Annotated in this window: 12 protein-coding genes; 3 read left to right on the forward strand and 9 right to left on the reverse strand. The window is 69.3% G+C overall.

The window, feature by feature from the left end; genetic code table 11:
- Positions 1-59: 59 nt before the first annotated feature.
- The 9 genes from F813_RS0101030 to F813_RS0101070 form a co-directional block, all read right to left on the reverse strand.
- Positions 60-797 (reverse strand): DUF3426 domain-containing protein, encoded by a 738-nt coding sequence (locus F813_RS0101030; protein ID WP_012983607.1) that lies wholly within the window; start codon positions 795-797, stop codon positions 60-62.
- 78 nt (positions 798-875) lie between these two features.
- A complete protein-coding gene (prmA, locus tag F813_RS0101035) occupies positions 876-1,757 on the reverse strand; it encodes a 50S ribosomal protein L11 methyltransferase (protein ID WP_012983606.1) in 882 nt (293 codons plus the stop codon).
- The gene (accC, locus tag F813_RS0101040) at positions 1,754-3,103 is read right to left on the reverse strand and encodes an acetyl-CoA carboxylase biotin carboxylase subunit (RefSeq protein WP_012983605.1); all 1,350 of its coding nucleotides are present in this window, start codon (positions 3,101-3,103) and stop codon (positions 1,754-1,756) included. The genes prmA and accC overlap by 4 nt, the downstream gene beginning before the upstream one ends.
- A 32-nt stretch (positions 3,104-3,135) precedes the next feature.
- The gene (gene accB / locus F813_RS0101045) at positions 3,136-3,582 is read right to left on the reverse strand and encodes an acetyl-CoA carboxylase biotin carboxyl carrier protein (protein WP_017925232.1); all 447 of its coding nucleotides are present in this window, start codon (positions 3,580-3,582) and stop codon (positions 3,136-3,138) included.
- Between the two features lie 7 nt (positions 3,583-3,589).
- Positions 3,590-4,033 (reverse strand): type II 3-dehydroquinate dehydratase, encoded by a 444-nt coding sequence (aroQ, locus tag F813_RS0101050; RefSeq protein ID WP_012983603.1) that lies wholly within the window; start codon positions 4,031-4,033, stop codon positions 3,590-3,592.
- A gap of 279 nt (positions 4,034-4,312) precedes the next feature.
- On the reverse strand, positions 4,313-8,827 hold the full coding sequence (locus F813_RS0101055) for a DEAD/DEAH box helicase (protein ID WP_017925233.1): 4,515 nt from the start codon (positions 8,825-8,827) through the stop codon (positions 4,313-4,315).
- A gap of 25 nt (positions 8,828-8,852) precedes the next feature.
- On the reverse strand, positions 8,853-9,155 hold the full coding sequence (locus F813_RS0101060) for a hypothetical protein (protein ID WP_017925234.1): 303 nt from the start codon (positions 9,153-9,155) through the stop codon (positions 8,853-8,855).
- A 61-nt stretch (positions 9,156-9,216) separates the two neighbouring features.
- On the reverse strand, positions 9,217-10,428 hold the full coding sequence (locus F813_RS0101065; RefSeq protein WP_017925235.1) for an alkaline phosphatase family protein: 1,212 nt from the start codon (positions 10,426-10,428) through the stop codon (positions 9,217-9,219).
- 4 nt (positions 10,429-10,432) lie between these two features.
- Positions 10,433-10,753, reverse strand: a complete 321-nt coding sequence (locus F813_RS0101070; protein WP_017925236.1) for a BolA family transcriptional regulator — start codon at positions 10,751-10,753, stop codon at positions 10,433-10,435.
- 120 nt (positions 10,754-10,873) lie between these two features.
- On the opposite strand from F813_RS0101070, the gene F813_RS0101075 reads away from it, so the two are divergent.
- From F813_RS0101075 to F813_RS0101085, 3 genes are all read left to right on the forward strand, one after another.
- Complete coding sequence (locus F813_RS0101075) at positions 10,874-11,542, forward strand: haloacid dehalogenase type II (RefSeq protein WP_012983598.1); 669 nt, start codon at positions 10,874-10,876, stop codon at positions 11,540-11,542.
- A 103-nt stretch (positions 11,543-11,645) separates the two neighbouring features.
- Entirely contained in the window at positions 11,646-12,617 is a 972-nt protein-coding gene (locus F813_RS0101080) for a hypothetical protein (protein WP_012983597.1), read from the forward strand.
- A gap of 41 nt (positions 12,618-12,658) precedes the next feature.
- Positions 12,659-13,249, forward strand: coding sequence for an RQC-minor-1 family DNA-binding protein (locus F813_RS0101085; RefSeq protein ID WP_012983596.1), 591 nt, complete (start codon positions 12,659-12,661; stop codon positions 13,247-13,249).
- The last annotated feature ends 10 nt before the right edge of the window (positions 13,250-13,259 follow it).

Genomic DNA, 13,259 nt, shown 5'->3' on the forward strand with positions numbered 1-13,259 from the left:
CGGGATTTCGAACCAGCAGGGTAAAACCCGAGAGTCTAGCAGCGTTGAGTGGGGCGGGGTCAGTGCAGCGTGATGTGAGCCCCGGTGATGTGCGGCCCGGTATCGGGTAATTCGATCTCGATCGCATAGCGGTGACCTGCCGCCATCGGTGCCTGAAGGTTGGCATGGCCGTCCGCCGGATGGAGTCGCCAGTGGCCGCGGGGTGTCCCCAGTCGGTCCGACAGCCAAACGTCTATTACCGGCCATGCCTGTTGCAGCGGGCTTTCCAGCTCAAAGCGCATGGACAGGTCTCCCGCGTTGGCGAGGTGCAGGTCGGGGGAGGAGACGCGGATGCGTTCCGGTTCGCGCTCAGGTTCCCATCGCGGGCAGAGATCCTCGACCCGGGGCGCGGCGCAGAGGCTCGCGCGAGCGGCGTCCAGTGCGCTCCAGGTCCCCGGGGGTACCGGCGGCGCCAGCAGGAGCTGCAGGGCGAGGAGGGCGAGCAGCAGAAGGGCCAGAAAGGCGGCGAAGGTCCGCCCCGGGCGTCGTCCCGGAAATGCCGTGGTCTGCCCGGGGCGGGTATCGATATCGAGTTCCAGTGCCTGGCGCCGGGGGCTGCGCTCGATCTCCAGGGAGGCAGTGTGGCGTACCGCCGAGATGCCGGGGCCGGTTGCCCGTTCGCCGGCGCCGCCGATCTCGAGTGCCACGAACAGCGCAAAGTCCGCACCGCAGGCATCACAATGTGCCCGGTCCAGTCGTAGCTCTTCGCCGCGGGTCAGGGTGTGGGCAACGCCACAATGGGGACAGCGGGCGAGCATCGTGCGGGGCTCCGGTCAGCCGTACCAGGGAAATACGGACCCTTGCACATGCTCGCGGACCGGGCGCGCGCTCATGCGCTAGCGCCGGCGCCCGCTGAGCAGGGCCCAGCCCTCGCGGGTGTCCTCGATCCCGATGTCGAAGGCGTCCGCGTAGGCCGCCATGACCTCGTCGGCCTGGCGCTCCAGCAGGCCGGCCAGCAGCAGGCGCGCCCCCGGGCGGGCCGCGCAGGCCAGTTCCGGGGCGAGATCGATCAGAGGCTTGGCCAGGATGTTGGCGATCACGAGGTCAAAGCCGGCATCGGGTACCGGGTGATCGGTCAGTCCGGCCTCGATCTGGTCCTCGGAGATGTCGTTTGCCGCCGCATTGCTGTAGGTGGCCTGCACGGCCTGGCGGTCGATGTCGGTGCCCACCGCATGCCGTGCCCCCAGCTTCAACGCAGCGATCGCGAGGATGCCCGAGCCGCAGCCGTAGTCGAGCACCTCCTGATCGCGTGGCGGGTTCGCCGCCAGCGATTTCAGGCACATCGCGGTGGTCGGGTGATTGCCGGTGCCAAAGGCCAGGCCCGGGTCGAGATGCACGAACACGCCATCCTCGACGTCGGGCGGGCTTTCCCAGGAGGGCACGATCCACAGCGGCCCCCCGCAATGGATGGCGCCCAGGCCGTCGAGCCCCGCGCGCACCCAGTCCTGATCCTCGATCGCGACCACGGAGATGGACTCCGGCGCCGGTTGGTGGCGCTCCAGCGACGCGGCGGCCAGCTCGGCCTGGGTGGCGTCGGCGAACACGGCCTTCAGGCACACGCTGGACCACAGCGGATGGGTGCCAATCGGGGGCTCGAACAGCGGCTCGTCGGCGCCGTCGTGCAGCTCCACGCTGACGGCACCGAGTTCGAACAGGGCATCCTCCAGGGGCTCGGCCTGCTCCGGGGCGATCTGGCACTGCAGTTCGGCGAGACTCATCCGGTCAGCGACTTCAGCTTCTTTTCCAGGTAGTGGATGTCGGTCCCACCGTTCTGGAAGTTCGCGTCGTTCATCAACTCGCTGTGCAGGGCGATGTTGGTCTCGATCCCGTCGATCACGATCTCGCCGAGCGCGCCGCGCATACGGGCGATTGCGATCTTGCGGTCAAACCCGTGGGCGATCAGCTTGCCGATCATCGAGTCGTAGTACGGGGGCACCGCATAGCCATTGTAGATGTGGGTATCCATGCGGATGCCGAGCCCGCCCGGGGCGTGATACTGCTGGATGGTGCCCGGGCTGGGGATGAACGTGGCCGGGTTCTCGGCATTGATGCGGCACTCGATCGCATGCCCGCGGATCTCCACCTGATCCTGGGTCAGGGACAGCGGTTCGCCCGCCGCGATGAGAATCTGCTCGCGCACCAGGTCGATGCCGGTGACCTGCTCGGTCACCGTGTGCTCGACCTGCAGCCGGGTGTTCATCTCGATGAAGTAGAACTCCCCGTTTTCGTAGAGGAATTCGAAGGTCCCGGCACCGCGGTAGCCGATCTCCTGGCAGGCCCGGACCAGCCGCTCGCTCATGGCCTGGCGCTGCTCGTCGGTGATACCCGGTGCCGGGGCCTCCTCGATCACTTTCTGGTGGCGGCGCTGCATCGAACAGTCGCGCTCGCCCAGGCAGATGGCGTTGCCGTGGCTGTCGGAGAGGATCTGGAATTCCACGTGGCGTGGGTGTTCGAGGTACTTCTCCATGTAAAGGGTGTCGTTGCCGAACCCCTGCTGGGCCTCGTTGCGGGTTAGCGAGATCGAATGCAGTAGTGCGCCCTCGGTGTGCACCACGCGCATGCCGCGGCCGCCACCGCCCGCGGCGGCCTTGATGATGACCGGGTAGCCAATCTCGCGGGCCAGCGCCATGTTGGCATCGGCGTCGTCGGTCAGCGCGCCGCCGGAGCCGGGCACGCAGGGTACGCCGGCATCCAGCATTGCCTGCTTGGCCGAGACCTTGTCGCCCATCAGGCGAATCGTCTCGGCGCGCGGGCCGATGAAAGCAAAGCCCGAGGACTCCACGCGTTCGGCGAAGTCCGCGTTCTCGGACAGGAAGCCGTAGCCGGGGTGGATCGCGCCGGCATCGGTGACCTCGGCCGCGGCGATCAGTGCGGGGATATTCAGATAACTCTCGCCGGAGGCGGCCGGCCCAATGCAGACCGACTCGTCGGCCAGGCGCACGTGCTTCAGGTCGCGGTCGGCGCTGGAGTGCACCGCGACCGTCGCGATGCCCATCTCGCGGCAGGTACGCAGGACCCGCAGGGCGATCTCGCCGCGGTTGGCGATCAGAATCTTTTCAAACATGCTCGGACCTGTAGGCAGCGAAGTCGGGGGCGTCAGCCAATGATGAACAGAGGCTGGCCGTATTCCACCGGGTTGCCGTTCTCGACCAGGATGTCGCGGATGGTGCCGGCCTGATCCGCCTCGATGGGGTTGAGCATCTTCATTGCCTCGATGATGCACAGCGTCTCGCCGACCTCGACCGTCTGGCCGACCTCGACAAAGGGCTTCGCGCCGGGGCTCGGGGCGCGGTAGAAGGTGCCGACCATCGGTGCGGTGACCGGGTGGCCATCCACTTCCGGCGCCGCCGGTGCCGCGGCCTCGCCCGCCGGGGCGGCGGCCTCGCCCGCCGGGGCGGGCATCGCTGCCGGGGCGGCGGCCACGGCCGAGCCACTCGGCGAGCGGGTGATGCGCACCGACTCCTCGCCTTCGTGGATCTCGATCTCGTGGATGCCGCTCTCGTCGAGCAGATCGATCAGTTTCTTGACCTTGCGAATATCCATGGGGTGTCTATGACTCCTTGAGGGCCGCGATTGCCGCGTCCAGCGCCATCCGGTAGCCGATTACGCCGAACCCGCTCAGGGTGCCGGCGGCGACATCGGCCAGGCGCGAGGTATGGCGAAACGCCTCGCGCGCGTGGATGTTGCTGATGTGAATCTCGTAAAACGGGATGTCGACGCCGAGCAGGGCGTCGCGCAGGCTTACGCTGGTGTGCGTCAGGCCGCCCGGATTGATCAGGATGCGGCGTACGCCCTCGCTGCGTGCCGCATGGATGCGGTCGATCAGCTCGCCTTCATGGTTGCTCTGAAAGCAGGCCAGGGTCTCCCCGGCGGCCTGGGCGTGCGCCGTCAGGTCGGCCTCGATGTCCGCCAGCGTATGGTGCCCGTACCGCTCCGGCTCCCGCTGTCCCAGCAGGTTCAGGTTGGGGCCGTTGAGCAGCAGGATAGAAGGCATGATGGGCGGAATCGGCGGCGATCCTGTCGTGAATGGACGCGATTGCACCAAAAATGGAAGGTGCATCGAATGAGCGGGATTCTGCCGTACCGGGGGTGCGAGTGTCCAGCCAGACAGGCGTTTTTTGTCCGGGCGCGTGCAGCACGTGGCCGCTGGATGCCGATGCGTCCGGGGAACCGCATCGAGCCCCGAGAACCCGGGCTAGCGGAGCGTTTCGCTTGGCTCAGCGCACCCTGCAACCATGCCACCGCAGGATGCCGATGAGCGCAGCGAATCGCATCAATAATGCCGCCCCGCCGGTGATTCCAGGCGCAGGCCGCGGACCTCTCCCATGGCGCCGCCGGCGCGCAGGGCGGCGGCAAACGGCGATTGGCGGGCGGGTTCGCCATTGACGGTCTCGATGGTGATGCTGCGGCGCTTCGGCAGCCAGCGGCTCCCGGCGAGCTGGCGGATGGCCTCGGTTACCAGCGCGGCGTGTTCCTCCGCGGTGTCGATGCCGGGGATCGCCTCCCAGACGAACAGCTGGCGGCCCGAGGCGGCGAGATAGAGCAGCGGCTGGCCGCCGGCCAGCGCGACCAGCGCCCCGGCGACACGGCGCAGGCGGCCCTCGGCCGCTTCCGGGGGCTGCGGCCAGGGCAGGAGCTGGCCCCAGGGATTGGCCGGGTCGACGCTGGCTAGCCACTGCGGCTCGGGGGTGTCGTCGGCCGCGCGTTCCAGCGCGCGCAGGCGGTCCACCGCGCCGGCGCGGGCGAACTGCGCGCCGGTCAGGCCCTCGACGAAGTGGCCGCGCCGCAGCTTGCCGGCGTCCTCCATCGCGCGGTAGACGGGATACACGCGCCCGAAGCTGCCGGGCAGGCCCTCGGCGCGGGCCATCTCGCGGCTGACCACGCCGTAGCGGGCCAGCAGGTTCTCGGCCTGTTCGCGGGCGCGCTCGGTCAGCGACACGCCGGGGTCGATCAGATCCGCGACCCGTGACCAGCGCCCGCCGGCCAGGCCCTGGCGTCGGCGACCTCGGGCGGAGGTCTTGCGCTGGCCCAGGCTGCGCAGTGGGGCAAAGGTGTCGTTGGTGATCTGCCCGGCCCAGACGAGATCCCAGATCGCGGCCTCGATCATGTCCTGGCGGGCATCGGGCTGCGCCTCGCGGGCCGCGCGCTCCAGCTCCATGTAGAAGCAGGCGCCGCGCCGGTCCAGGGTCTCCAGGATCGCCTGTGCCAGCGGGTCGTCGCTGGCCGGGGTATCCGCGGCATCGGCCTCCGGCTCCAGCAGCACCATCGCCTGTTCGCGGCGGAGGAAGCGGATGCGCCCGTCGCGCTGGCCCAGCGCGCCGGCACCCACCCAGACGAACTCCCCGGAGGCGGTGATGCGGTCCAGCGCATCCAGCGAGAAGTCGCGCACCCGCATCGGCAGCACGTGGGCGATCCAGGCGGACCAGGGCAGGGCGATGCCCTCCAGTTGGGTCAACGTGTCGCGCAGGGCGCTGGCGCCGCGGCCGGGCTCGGTCAGGCCCTGCCAGGCGGGCAGAAGGCGGCCCAGTGCGCGGGCATCCACCGCCGCGGCCTCGTCGCGCAGCCGGGCCAGGGTGCGGCGCTTCAGCCGCCGCAGGATGTCCAGTTCGCACCAGTCCTCGCCCGTGCCCTGCGGGCGGATCTCGCCACGCAGCAGCACGCCGGCGCGCTCCAGGCCCTCGAGCGCCGGCAGCAGTGCGCCCGGCGCGAGGCCATAGCGTGCGCCCAGGTCCTCGCTGCGGAACGGACCGTGGGTACGGGCGTAGCGGCGCAGCAGCTGTTCCAGCGGGTGCTGCGGCGGTTCCAGGAAGGCGGCGGGCAGGCCGGGCGGGGGCGCCACGCCCAGGGAATCGCGGTACAGCGCCGCGTCCTCGGCGGCGATCCAGCGCGGCTCGCCGGCGATGCGCACCTCCACCGCGCGCAGGGACCGGGCGAGCTGTTCCAGCCACGGTCCCGGCGCCTCGGCGCAGGCGGCCGCGAGCTCGTTCGCGGTCAGGTCCCCGCGCCGGCGCAGCAGGTCGTGCAGGGCGTCGGCGTCCGGCACCCGGGTCGCCTCGGTGGCGTGCGCCAGCTCGGCCTCCAGCTCGGCCAGGGCCTCGGGGTCGATCAGCTCGCGCAGCTCGGCCTGGCCCAGCAGTTCGGCCAGCATGCCGCGGTCCAGCGTCAGCGCCTGGGCCTTGCGCTCGGCCATCGGCGCGTCCTGCTCGTAGATGTAGGCCGCGACATAGGCGAACACCAGGCTGCGCGCGAACGGCGAGGCCTGTGGCGTCTCCACCTCGTGCACGCGGATGCGCCGTTCCTGCACGCCGCGCAGGATCTCGCGCAGGGCGTCCAGGTCGAACACGTCGGCCAGCACCTGGCGGTAGGTCTCCAGCACCACCGGGAAACTCGCGTACTCGCGTACCGAGGCCAGCAGCTGCTGCGACTTCAGCCGCTGCGCCCACAGCGGGGTGCGCTGGCCGGGGCGGTTGCGCACCAGCAGCAGGGCGCGGGCCGCGTTCTCGCGGAAGGCGCTGGCGAACAGGGTGGAGTGGCCCAGCTCGCGGGTGACGGCCTCCTCCAGCTCCTCCGGGTCCGGGAACAGGCTGTCGAGTTCAGGCAGGTCTTCGCTGTCGGCCAGGCGCAGGACGATGCCGTCGTCGGTGTACATCACCTGCACCTCGAAGCCGGAGGTGCTGGTCAGCGCGCCCTGCAGGGCCAGCGCCCAGGGGGCGTGCACGCGCGCGCCGAACGGCGTCAGGATGCAGACGCGCCAGTCGCCGACCTCGTCGCGGAAGCGCTCGACCACGATGCGCCGGTCCGAGGGTAGCTGCCCGGTGGCCTCGCGCTGCTCGTCGATGTAGTCGCAGAGGGTCTCGACCGCCGCCTCCGACAGTGGCGCGTGTTCCCTGAGCCAGGCCGTGCGTTCGGCGCGGTCCATGTGCGCCAGCCGCTCGGTGGCGGCGCCGATGGCCTGGCCGAGCTGGATCGGGCGGCCGGGGCCGTCGCCATGCCAGAACGGCAGCTTGCCGACCTCGCCGGGGGCGGGGGAGACCAGCACGCGGTCGCGGGTGATCGCCTCCACATGCCAGGTGCTGGCGCCGAGGGTCACGTTCTCGCCGGTCTTCAGCTCGAACACCATCTCCTCGTCCAGCTCGCCGATGCGGGGGCCGCCCTCGCCGACATGCACGCCGTACAGGCCGCGGTCGGGGATGGTGCCGGCGTTCAGGCGCGCGGCCAGCGCCGCGCCCCGGCGCGGGGTCAGCGCGTCGCGGGCGCGGTCCCAGGCGAGCCAGGGGCGCAGGTCGGCGAAGTCGGTGCTGGGGTAATGGCCGGAGAGCATGTCCAGCGTGGCCTCGAGCAGCGCGCGCGACAGCTCGCGCCAGGGCGCGGCGCGGCGGATCAGCGCGTGCAGCTCGTCCACCGTGCGCGGGCGTTCGCAGACCATCGCGACGATCTGCTGGGCGAGCACGTCCAGCGGATTGTGCGGGGCATGGATTGGCTCCAGTGCGCCGGCCTGCATGCGCTCGCCGATCACCGCGCATTCGAGCAGGTCGCCGCGGAAGCGCGGCAGCAGCAGCGAGCGCGAGACCTGGCCCACGCCGTGCCCGGCCCGCCCGGCGCGCTGCAGCCCGCGGGCGACCGCGCCGGGGGATTCGACCATGATCACCAGATCCACCGCGCCCATGTCGATGCCCAGCTCCAGCGAACTGGTCGCGACGATGCCGCGCAGGCGCCCGGTCTTCAGTCGGCCCTCGATCTCGGCGCGGCGCTCGTGGGACACGCTGCCGTGGTGGGCGGCGACCAGGTCTCCGGGCTTTTCGGCGTCCTCGGGCTGCTGTTCGCGCCAGGCCTCGTTGATGCGCTGGACCAGGCGCTCGCACAGTCCGCGACTGTTGACGAACACGATGGTGGAGCGGTGCTCCAGGATCGCGGCCAGCAGGCGCGGCTCCAGGCGTGCGGCGCGGTCGCCACCGGCCGCCGGGAGCTTCCCTGTGCCCTGGCCGTAGACCGCGCCCAGAATGGAGCCGGACGGGATGGGGCTTGCCGGTTCCGGTGTCTCGACGGTGGCGGGTGCGTGCTCGGCGGGCGGTTCCTCGGGGGCGAGGATCTCCAGATCCAGGCGGGGGGGCTCCGCGGCGTCGATCACGTCCACCTCGCGGTCGCCCCCGAGGAAGCCGCGCGCCACCTCCACAGGGTGCACGGTGGCGGACAGCCCGATGCGCTGCGGGTCCTGGTCGCAGCGTTCGGCCAGGCGCTCCAGCGACAGGGCCAGGTGCGCGCCGCGCTTGTTCCCGGCCAGGGCGTGCACCTCGTCAATGATGACCGTGTGGATGGAGTCGAGATTCTCGGCGGCCTTGGAGCCCAGCAGCAGGTACAGCGACTCGGGCGTGGTCACCAGGATATCGCCGGGTTCGCGCGCCTGGGCGCGGCGTTCGGCCTGCGGGGTGTCGCCGGTGCGGATGTGCACCACCGGCTCGCGCGAGGCCTCGCCCAGGCGCGCGGCGGTCCGGGTGATCCCGGTTAGCGGGGCGCGCAGGTTGCGTTCGATGTCGGTGGCGAGCGCCTTCAGCGGCGAGATGTACAGCACCGAGTAGCCGCGACGGGCATCCGGTGCGGGCTCGCCGGTCAGACGGTCGATCGCGCTCAGGAACGCGGCGAGCGTCTTGCCGCTGCCGGTGGGGGCGATCAGCAGGCAGTGGCGGCCGGCCCGGATCGCGGGCCAGCCCCGGGACTGGATGGTGGTCGCCTGCCCGAAGGCCTCGCCAAACCAGGTGTCGGTCGCGGGACGAAAGGGCGAGCCCGGCATCGGCGAGAGTGCCCGGTCGTGCGGGTCAGGCGTGGCCGACGGTGGTGTCGGTGGTGGCGTGGAAGTAGTCGCTGTCGCGCGCCAGTTCGTCGATCAGTTCGTGCAGCATGGCCAGGCGGCTCTCGGCATCCGCGAACGGGGCGCAATCCTCGCATAACGGGTCGCCGCACGGCTGGCGGCTGTACAGCCAGAAGTGCACGGCACCGGCCAGCAGGCCGTCGGCGACGTCGCCGGTTTCGTCGGCCTGGCCGTCATCAGCGAGCTTGTTGGCCAGCTCGATCAGGTGCTGAGCAGCGTTGTTGTAGGTCTGGTCGGCGGTGTCGTTCATGGGATCTCGAAATCGGTTTACGGCAAGCCGCGATCATTCGACCGCGGGCAAACCCCGCAGTTTACCGCGTCTGGCCGATATTCCGAAGAAACAGGGGAATATGCCGCTCCTCCGGCGACAGGCCGCCGTGGGCACCGCGGAAGAATGGGCCCTCGTCGTCGGCCGGCGGGTCGACCAGGTAGGCGTCCTCCGCGGGCAGCAGGAGGTAGTCGCCGGCGCGGGCCCGCAGCTCGGGGTGCTCCGGGCCGTGGCCCAGGGTCCGGCCCTGCCCGCCGGGTTCCAGCCAGTCGGCGGCGGGTACCACGACGATGTCATCGCCGAATGCGGTGTGCAGGGCGACCAGGAAGTCCGCGTTATGCCCCTCGCGTACGTGGGCGAGGGCGGCTCGCGGCTCGCCGGTCAGGCGGTGGCGCAGACAGGCCTGGACCGCCGGGTGCTCGCGAAGGTCCAGCCGGCGCTCCATGGTGCGCATGCCGTGGTCGGCGGTGGTCAGGAACACGCTCTCCGGGCGCTGGATCTGCGCGCAGGTGGCGGTGTAGGCCAGGTCCAGCTGCTTCAGGTCGCGCTCTACCTCCGGGCTCTCCGGGCCGTATTCGTGGCCCAGGTGGTCCAGCTCCGGCCAGTAGACGTAGGTGAAATGCGGCCCTGGCGTCGCGTTCACATGCGCGGCCACCCGCGCTGGCAGCTCGGACAGGTCCTCGAAGCCGATGAAATCCGCGGCCCCGTTCATCATTCGGTTGTACGGCGTGCCGCCGATCCACTCCGGGCCGATGCAGGTCATGCCGCAGTCGATCCGGTCGCTGAGGCGGTCCGGCTGCACGCGGCCGGTCAGCTCGCGGTAGCCGAGCGTGTTGATGCGGTCTTCACGGTCGCGCTCCTGGCCCATCAGCACGGTCAGCGTGCGCTCGGCGGCGGACAGGCGGGTGTGCCAGCCGAGCAGGCCGTGCTGCGCGGGCGCGCGGCCCGTCAGGATGCTGCTGATCGCGGTGGCCGTGGTGCTGGGGAACACGGTCTCGAGGTCCGTCACGTAGTCCGCGCCCAGCAGCGGCGTATGGCGGCGATAGCGCGTGGCAAAGCCGTCGATCAGCCAAAGCACGATGTGGCGGTCCGCCCCCAGGTGCTCGGATATGCCCGGCAGTGGCGGGTGGCTGGCCGCCGGGTTCAGGCTGGCCTCGATCTGGCCGAGCAGGTCCATCAGCCCCGGCGCTTCCAGCCGGGCGCGCAGGATGTGGTCGACGGCCGATTCGGGCGCGGGGATCTCTGTTAGCGGCAAGGGATCAGGCCTTGCCGCCGTCGCCACCCATGCAGGGTGGGGAGTCGGCGACCTTGCCGGCGCGCTCGAACCACTGGTCCGGGTCCAGCGTGTGCAGCGCGAGGGCGTGGATGCCGCCGGCCAGCTCGTCAGCCAGGGCCTGGTTCACCAGCCGGTGCCGCGCGATCAGTTTCTGATCACGAAAGGCCTCGGACACCACCGTCACCTTGAAATGCGACTCCGAACCCGGCGGCACGTTGTGCATGTGGCTCTCGTTCACCACCTCCAGATGCTCGGGCGCAAAGCGCTCCTCCAGCTTCCGGGTAATGGTCTCCTGCATGCTCATGGATATTTCCCGACAATTGAACTCGACACGCGCAGTGTTTCGCCGCCAGGCAGCGATGTCCAGAACTGCCATGTGGTGGACGGGATGCGCCATGCTCGCGACCGGAGCGAAGGGGGATACATGCGACAGACGCTGGCGTTCGATGTGTACGGGACGCTGATTGATACACAGGGGGTTGCGGCGACGCTTGAAGGCTGGATCGGCGCGCAGGCGCTGGTGCTGGCACGGGCCTGGCGCGAGAAGCAGCTGGAGTACACCTTCCGGCGCGGGCTGATGGGGGCGTATGCGGATTTTGATACCTGCACCGAGCAGGCGTTGGAGTATTGCTGCGAGGCCCTGGGTATCGCGCTCGAACCGGAGCAGGAGGCGGAGTTGTTGCGGCGGTATCAAGAGCTCCCGGCGTTTGCCGATGCGGGACCGGCCCTGGATGCGCTGCGCGCGGATGGGCACCGGCTGTTTGCGTTCTCCAACGGGACGGCCGAGACGGTCAGCGGGCTGCTGCGGAACGCCGGGTTGGAGGATCGCTTCGAGGATCTCGTCAGTGTGGACGAGATCGGCTGCTTCAAGCCGGACCCGCGCGGGTACCGGCATTTCCTGCAGCGGGCGAATGTGTCGCCGCCGGATGCCTGGCTGATCTCGGGCAACCCGTTCGACGTGATCGGCGCGCAGGCAATGGGCATGCGCACGGCATGGCTCGACCGGTCGAGGCAGGGTCTGTTCGACCCTTGGGGCGGGGATCCCACGGCCACCATCGGCAGCCTCGATGGGCTGGCCGGGGTGCTACGTTAGTCTCGATGCATGGATGATTGGAAGTGGCGATCCGGTTTAGCCTTGTCTTCAGGATTGATCCATATACGGCCGGGCAGCCTCCGCCGTCGCGAGGTATCCATTCATGAAGAAATCCGGTACGAACCCACCGCGCGAGGATGAAATGAACGCGATCGTCGCGGCGATCGAGCAGTCCCTGGCGCAGGACTTCCCTGGTGACCGAGCCGAAAGGGATGCGATGGTGGCCGCCGCCGTCGCCGAGGCGAATGCCCGGCCGCTGGACGACTTCGCGGGCTTGTCGCCCGAGCAGATGGGGGCACTCCTTTATTCACCGTTCGAGCACCCGGAGCTGGTGAGTTTTGCCGAGGGTGTAGCGGAATGTCCGACCACCGTGATGAGTGTGTTGTTCCGCGTGCTGGCGGATACCATTCGTGCCGAGGGCGGCATCCCGTTGACTCCAAAAGGCAATCTTCCGCTTCGAGTCGTGGCAGATGCGTGGGCCGCGGTGGAAGCCGCGGGGCTGGAACCGGAGTGGCGCCCCGGGTCGCGGCGCAAGGAGGATGATTTCCCGGAACTGCATGTGACCCGGTTGCTGGTGCAGATGAGCGGGCTTGGGCGGAAATACCGCGGGCGGCTGCAACTGACCCGCTCGACGCAACAGAAAATCGAGCGCGGGGATTGGGCGTCAATCTTTCGCGAACTGCTGCGCTGGCATACCCGCGAGTTCAACTGGGCTTACCAGGATGGGTATCCGCCCCTGTCGACTGTCCAGCAGGGGGCGCTGTTTTCTCTGTATCTGCTTGCACGTTTTGGCGATGAGTGGCGCCCCGTATCGTTCTATATCGATGCCTTCGAGCGGGCCTTCCCGGTGGCGCTGGACGAGGCGGACGAATACGACGGCCCCTTCAGCGCGCAGGAGGTGCTGCGTAATGTCTGGCCCCTTCGGAGCTTTATGCGGTTTGCTCACCCCTTCGGCCTGATCGAAGAACGCGACGATCCGGACGAGCCCGATTCCCTGCTGGCATTCGAGCGAACCCGAGAGGTCCGCAAGAGTGCATTTTATGATCAGGCCGTGACCTGGAAAGTCCCAGGTTGAGGTCAATGGGGAAACGGGGTGTTTCTGGAGGTTGAGGCGACATGAGCCGTTCCCGTCATCGCGTCTCCTTGCAACTGCGTCCTTGCTCGGACGACCTCTCGGACGAGGAGTTGCGCGCCATCCTCCGCGCGGCGGACGACCTGATCATGTCCGGTGGGCGGAACCTGCTGGCCAAGGTGTTGAAGGGATCACGGGCGAAGAAGGTCCTGGAACTCGGCCTGGATGACAACCCTGCGCATGGTTTCTACCGCTCCCTTTCCGAAGACGAGACCCTCGCGCGGATCGATCGGGCCATCGTGGGTGGCTGGCTGGCGATCGAGTACGACGGTCGCTTGCCTTTGCTGGTGTTCACGGACCGAGGCTGGGCCATCGAGCGGGAGGTTCGCGCGCGGGAGCTGTTCGATCAGCTGGCCGAGAACGCCCGGCGTGGCCCGCCGTTCGAGGTGGAGATGCTGCGCGATCGCAACCGGTCGATGATCTGGCGCTTGCTGGATCTCGTCGAGGCCTCCCATGATCCCGACTTCATCGCGCTGTTGCAGGCCTGGGGGGAGATCGACTATCGCAAAGTTCGTCAGCGCATTCGTTCGGTCATCGCGCAGCTCCAGGCAGCGAGAACGACTGGATCCGAGTAGCCTTTTTCTC

It is taken from the genome of Thioalkalivibrio sp. HL-Eb18 (assembly GCF_000364985.1).
In the GTDB taxonomy this organism is placed as follows: domain Bacteria; phylum Pseudomonadota; class Gammaproteobacteria; order Ectothiorhodospirales; family Ectothiorhodospiraceae; genus Thioalkalivibrio.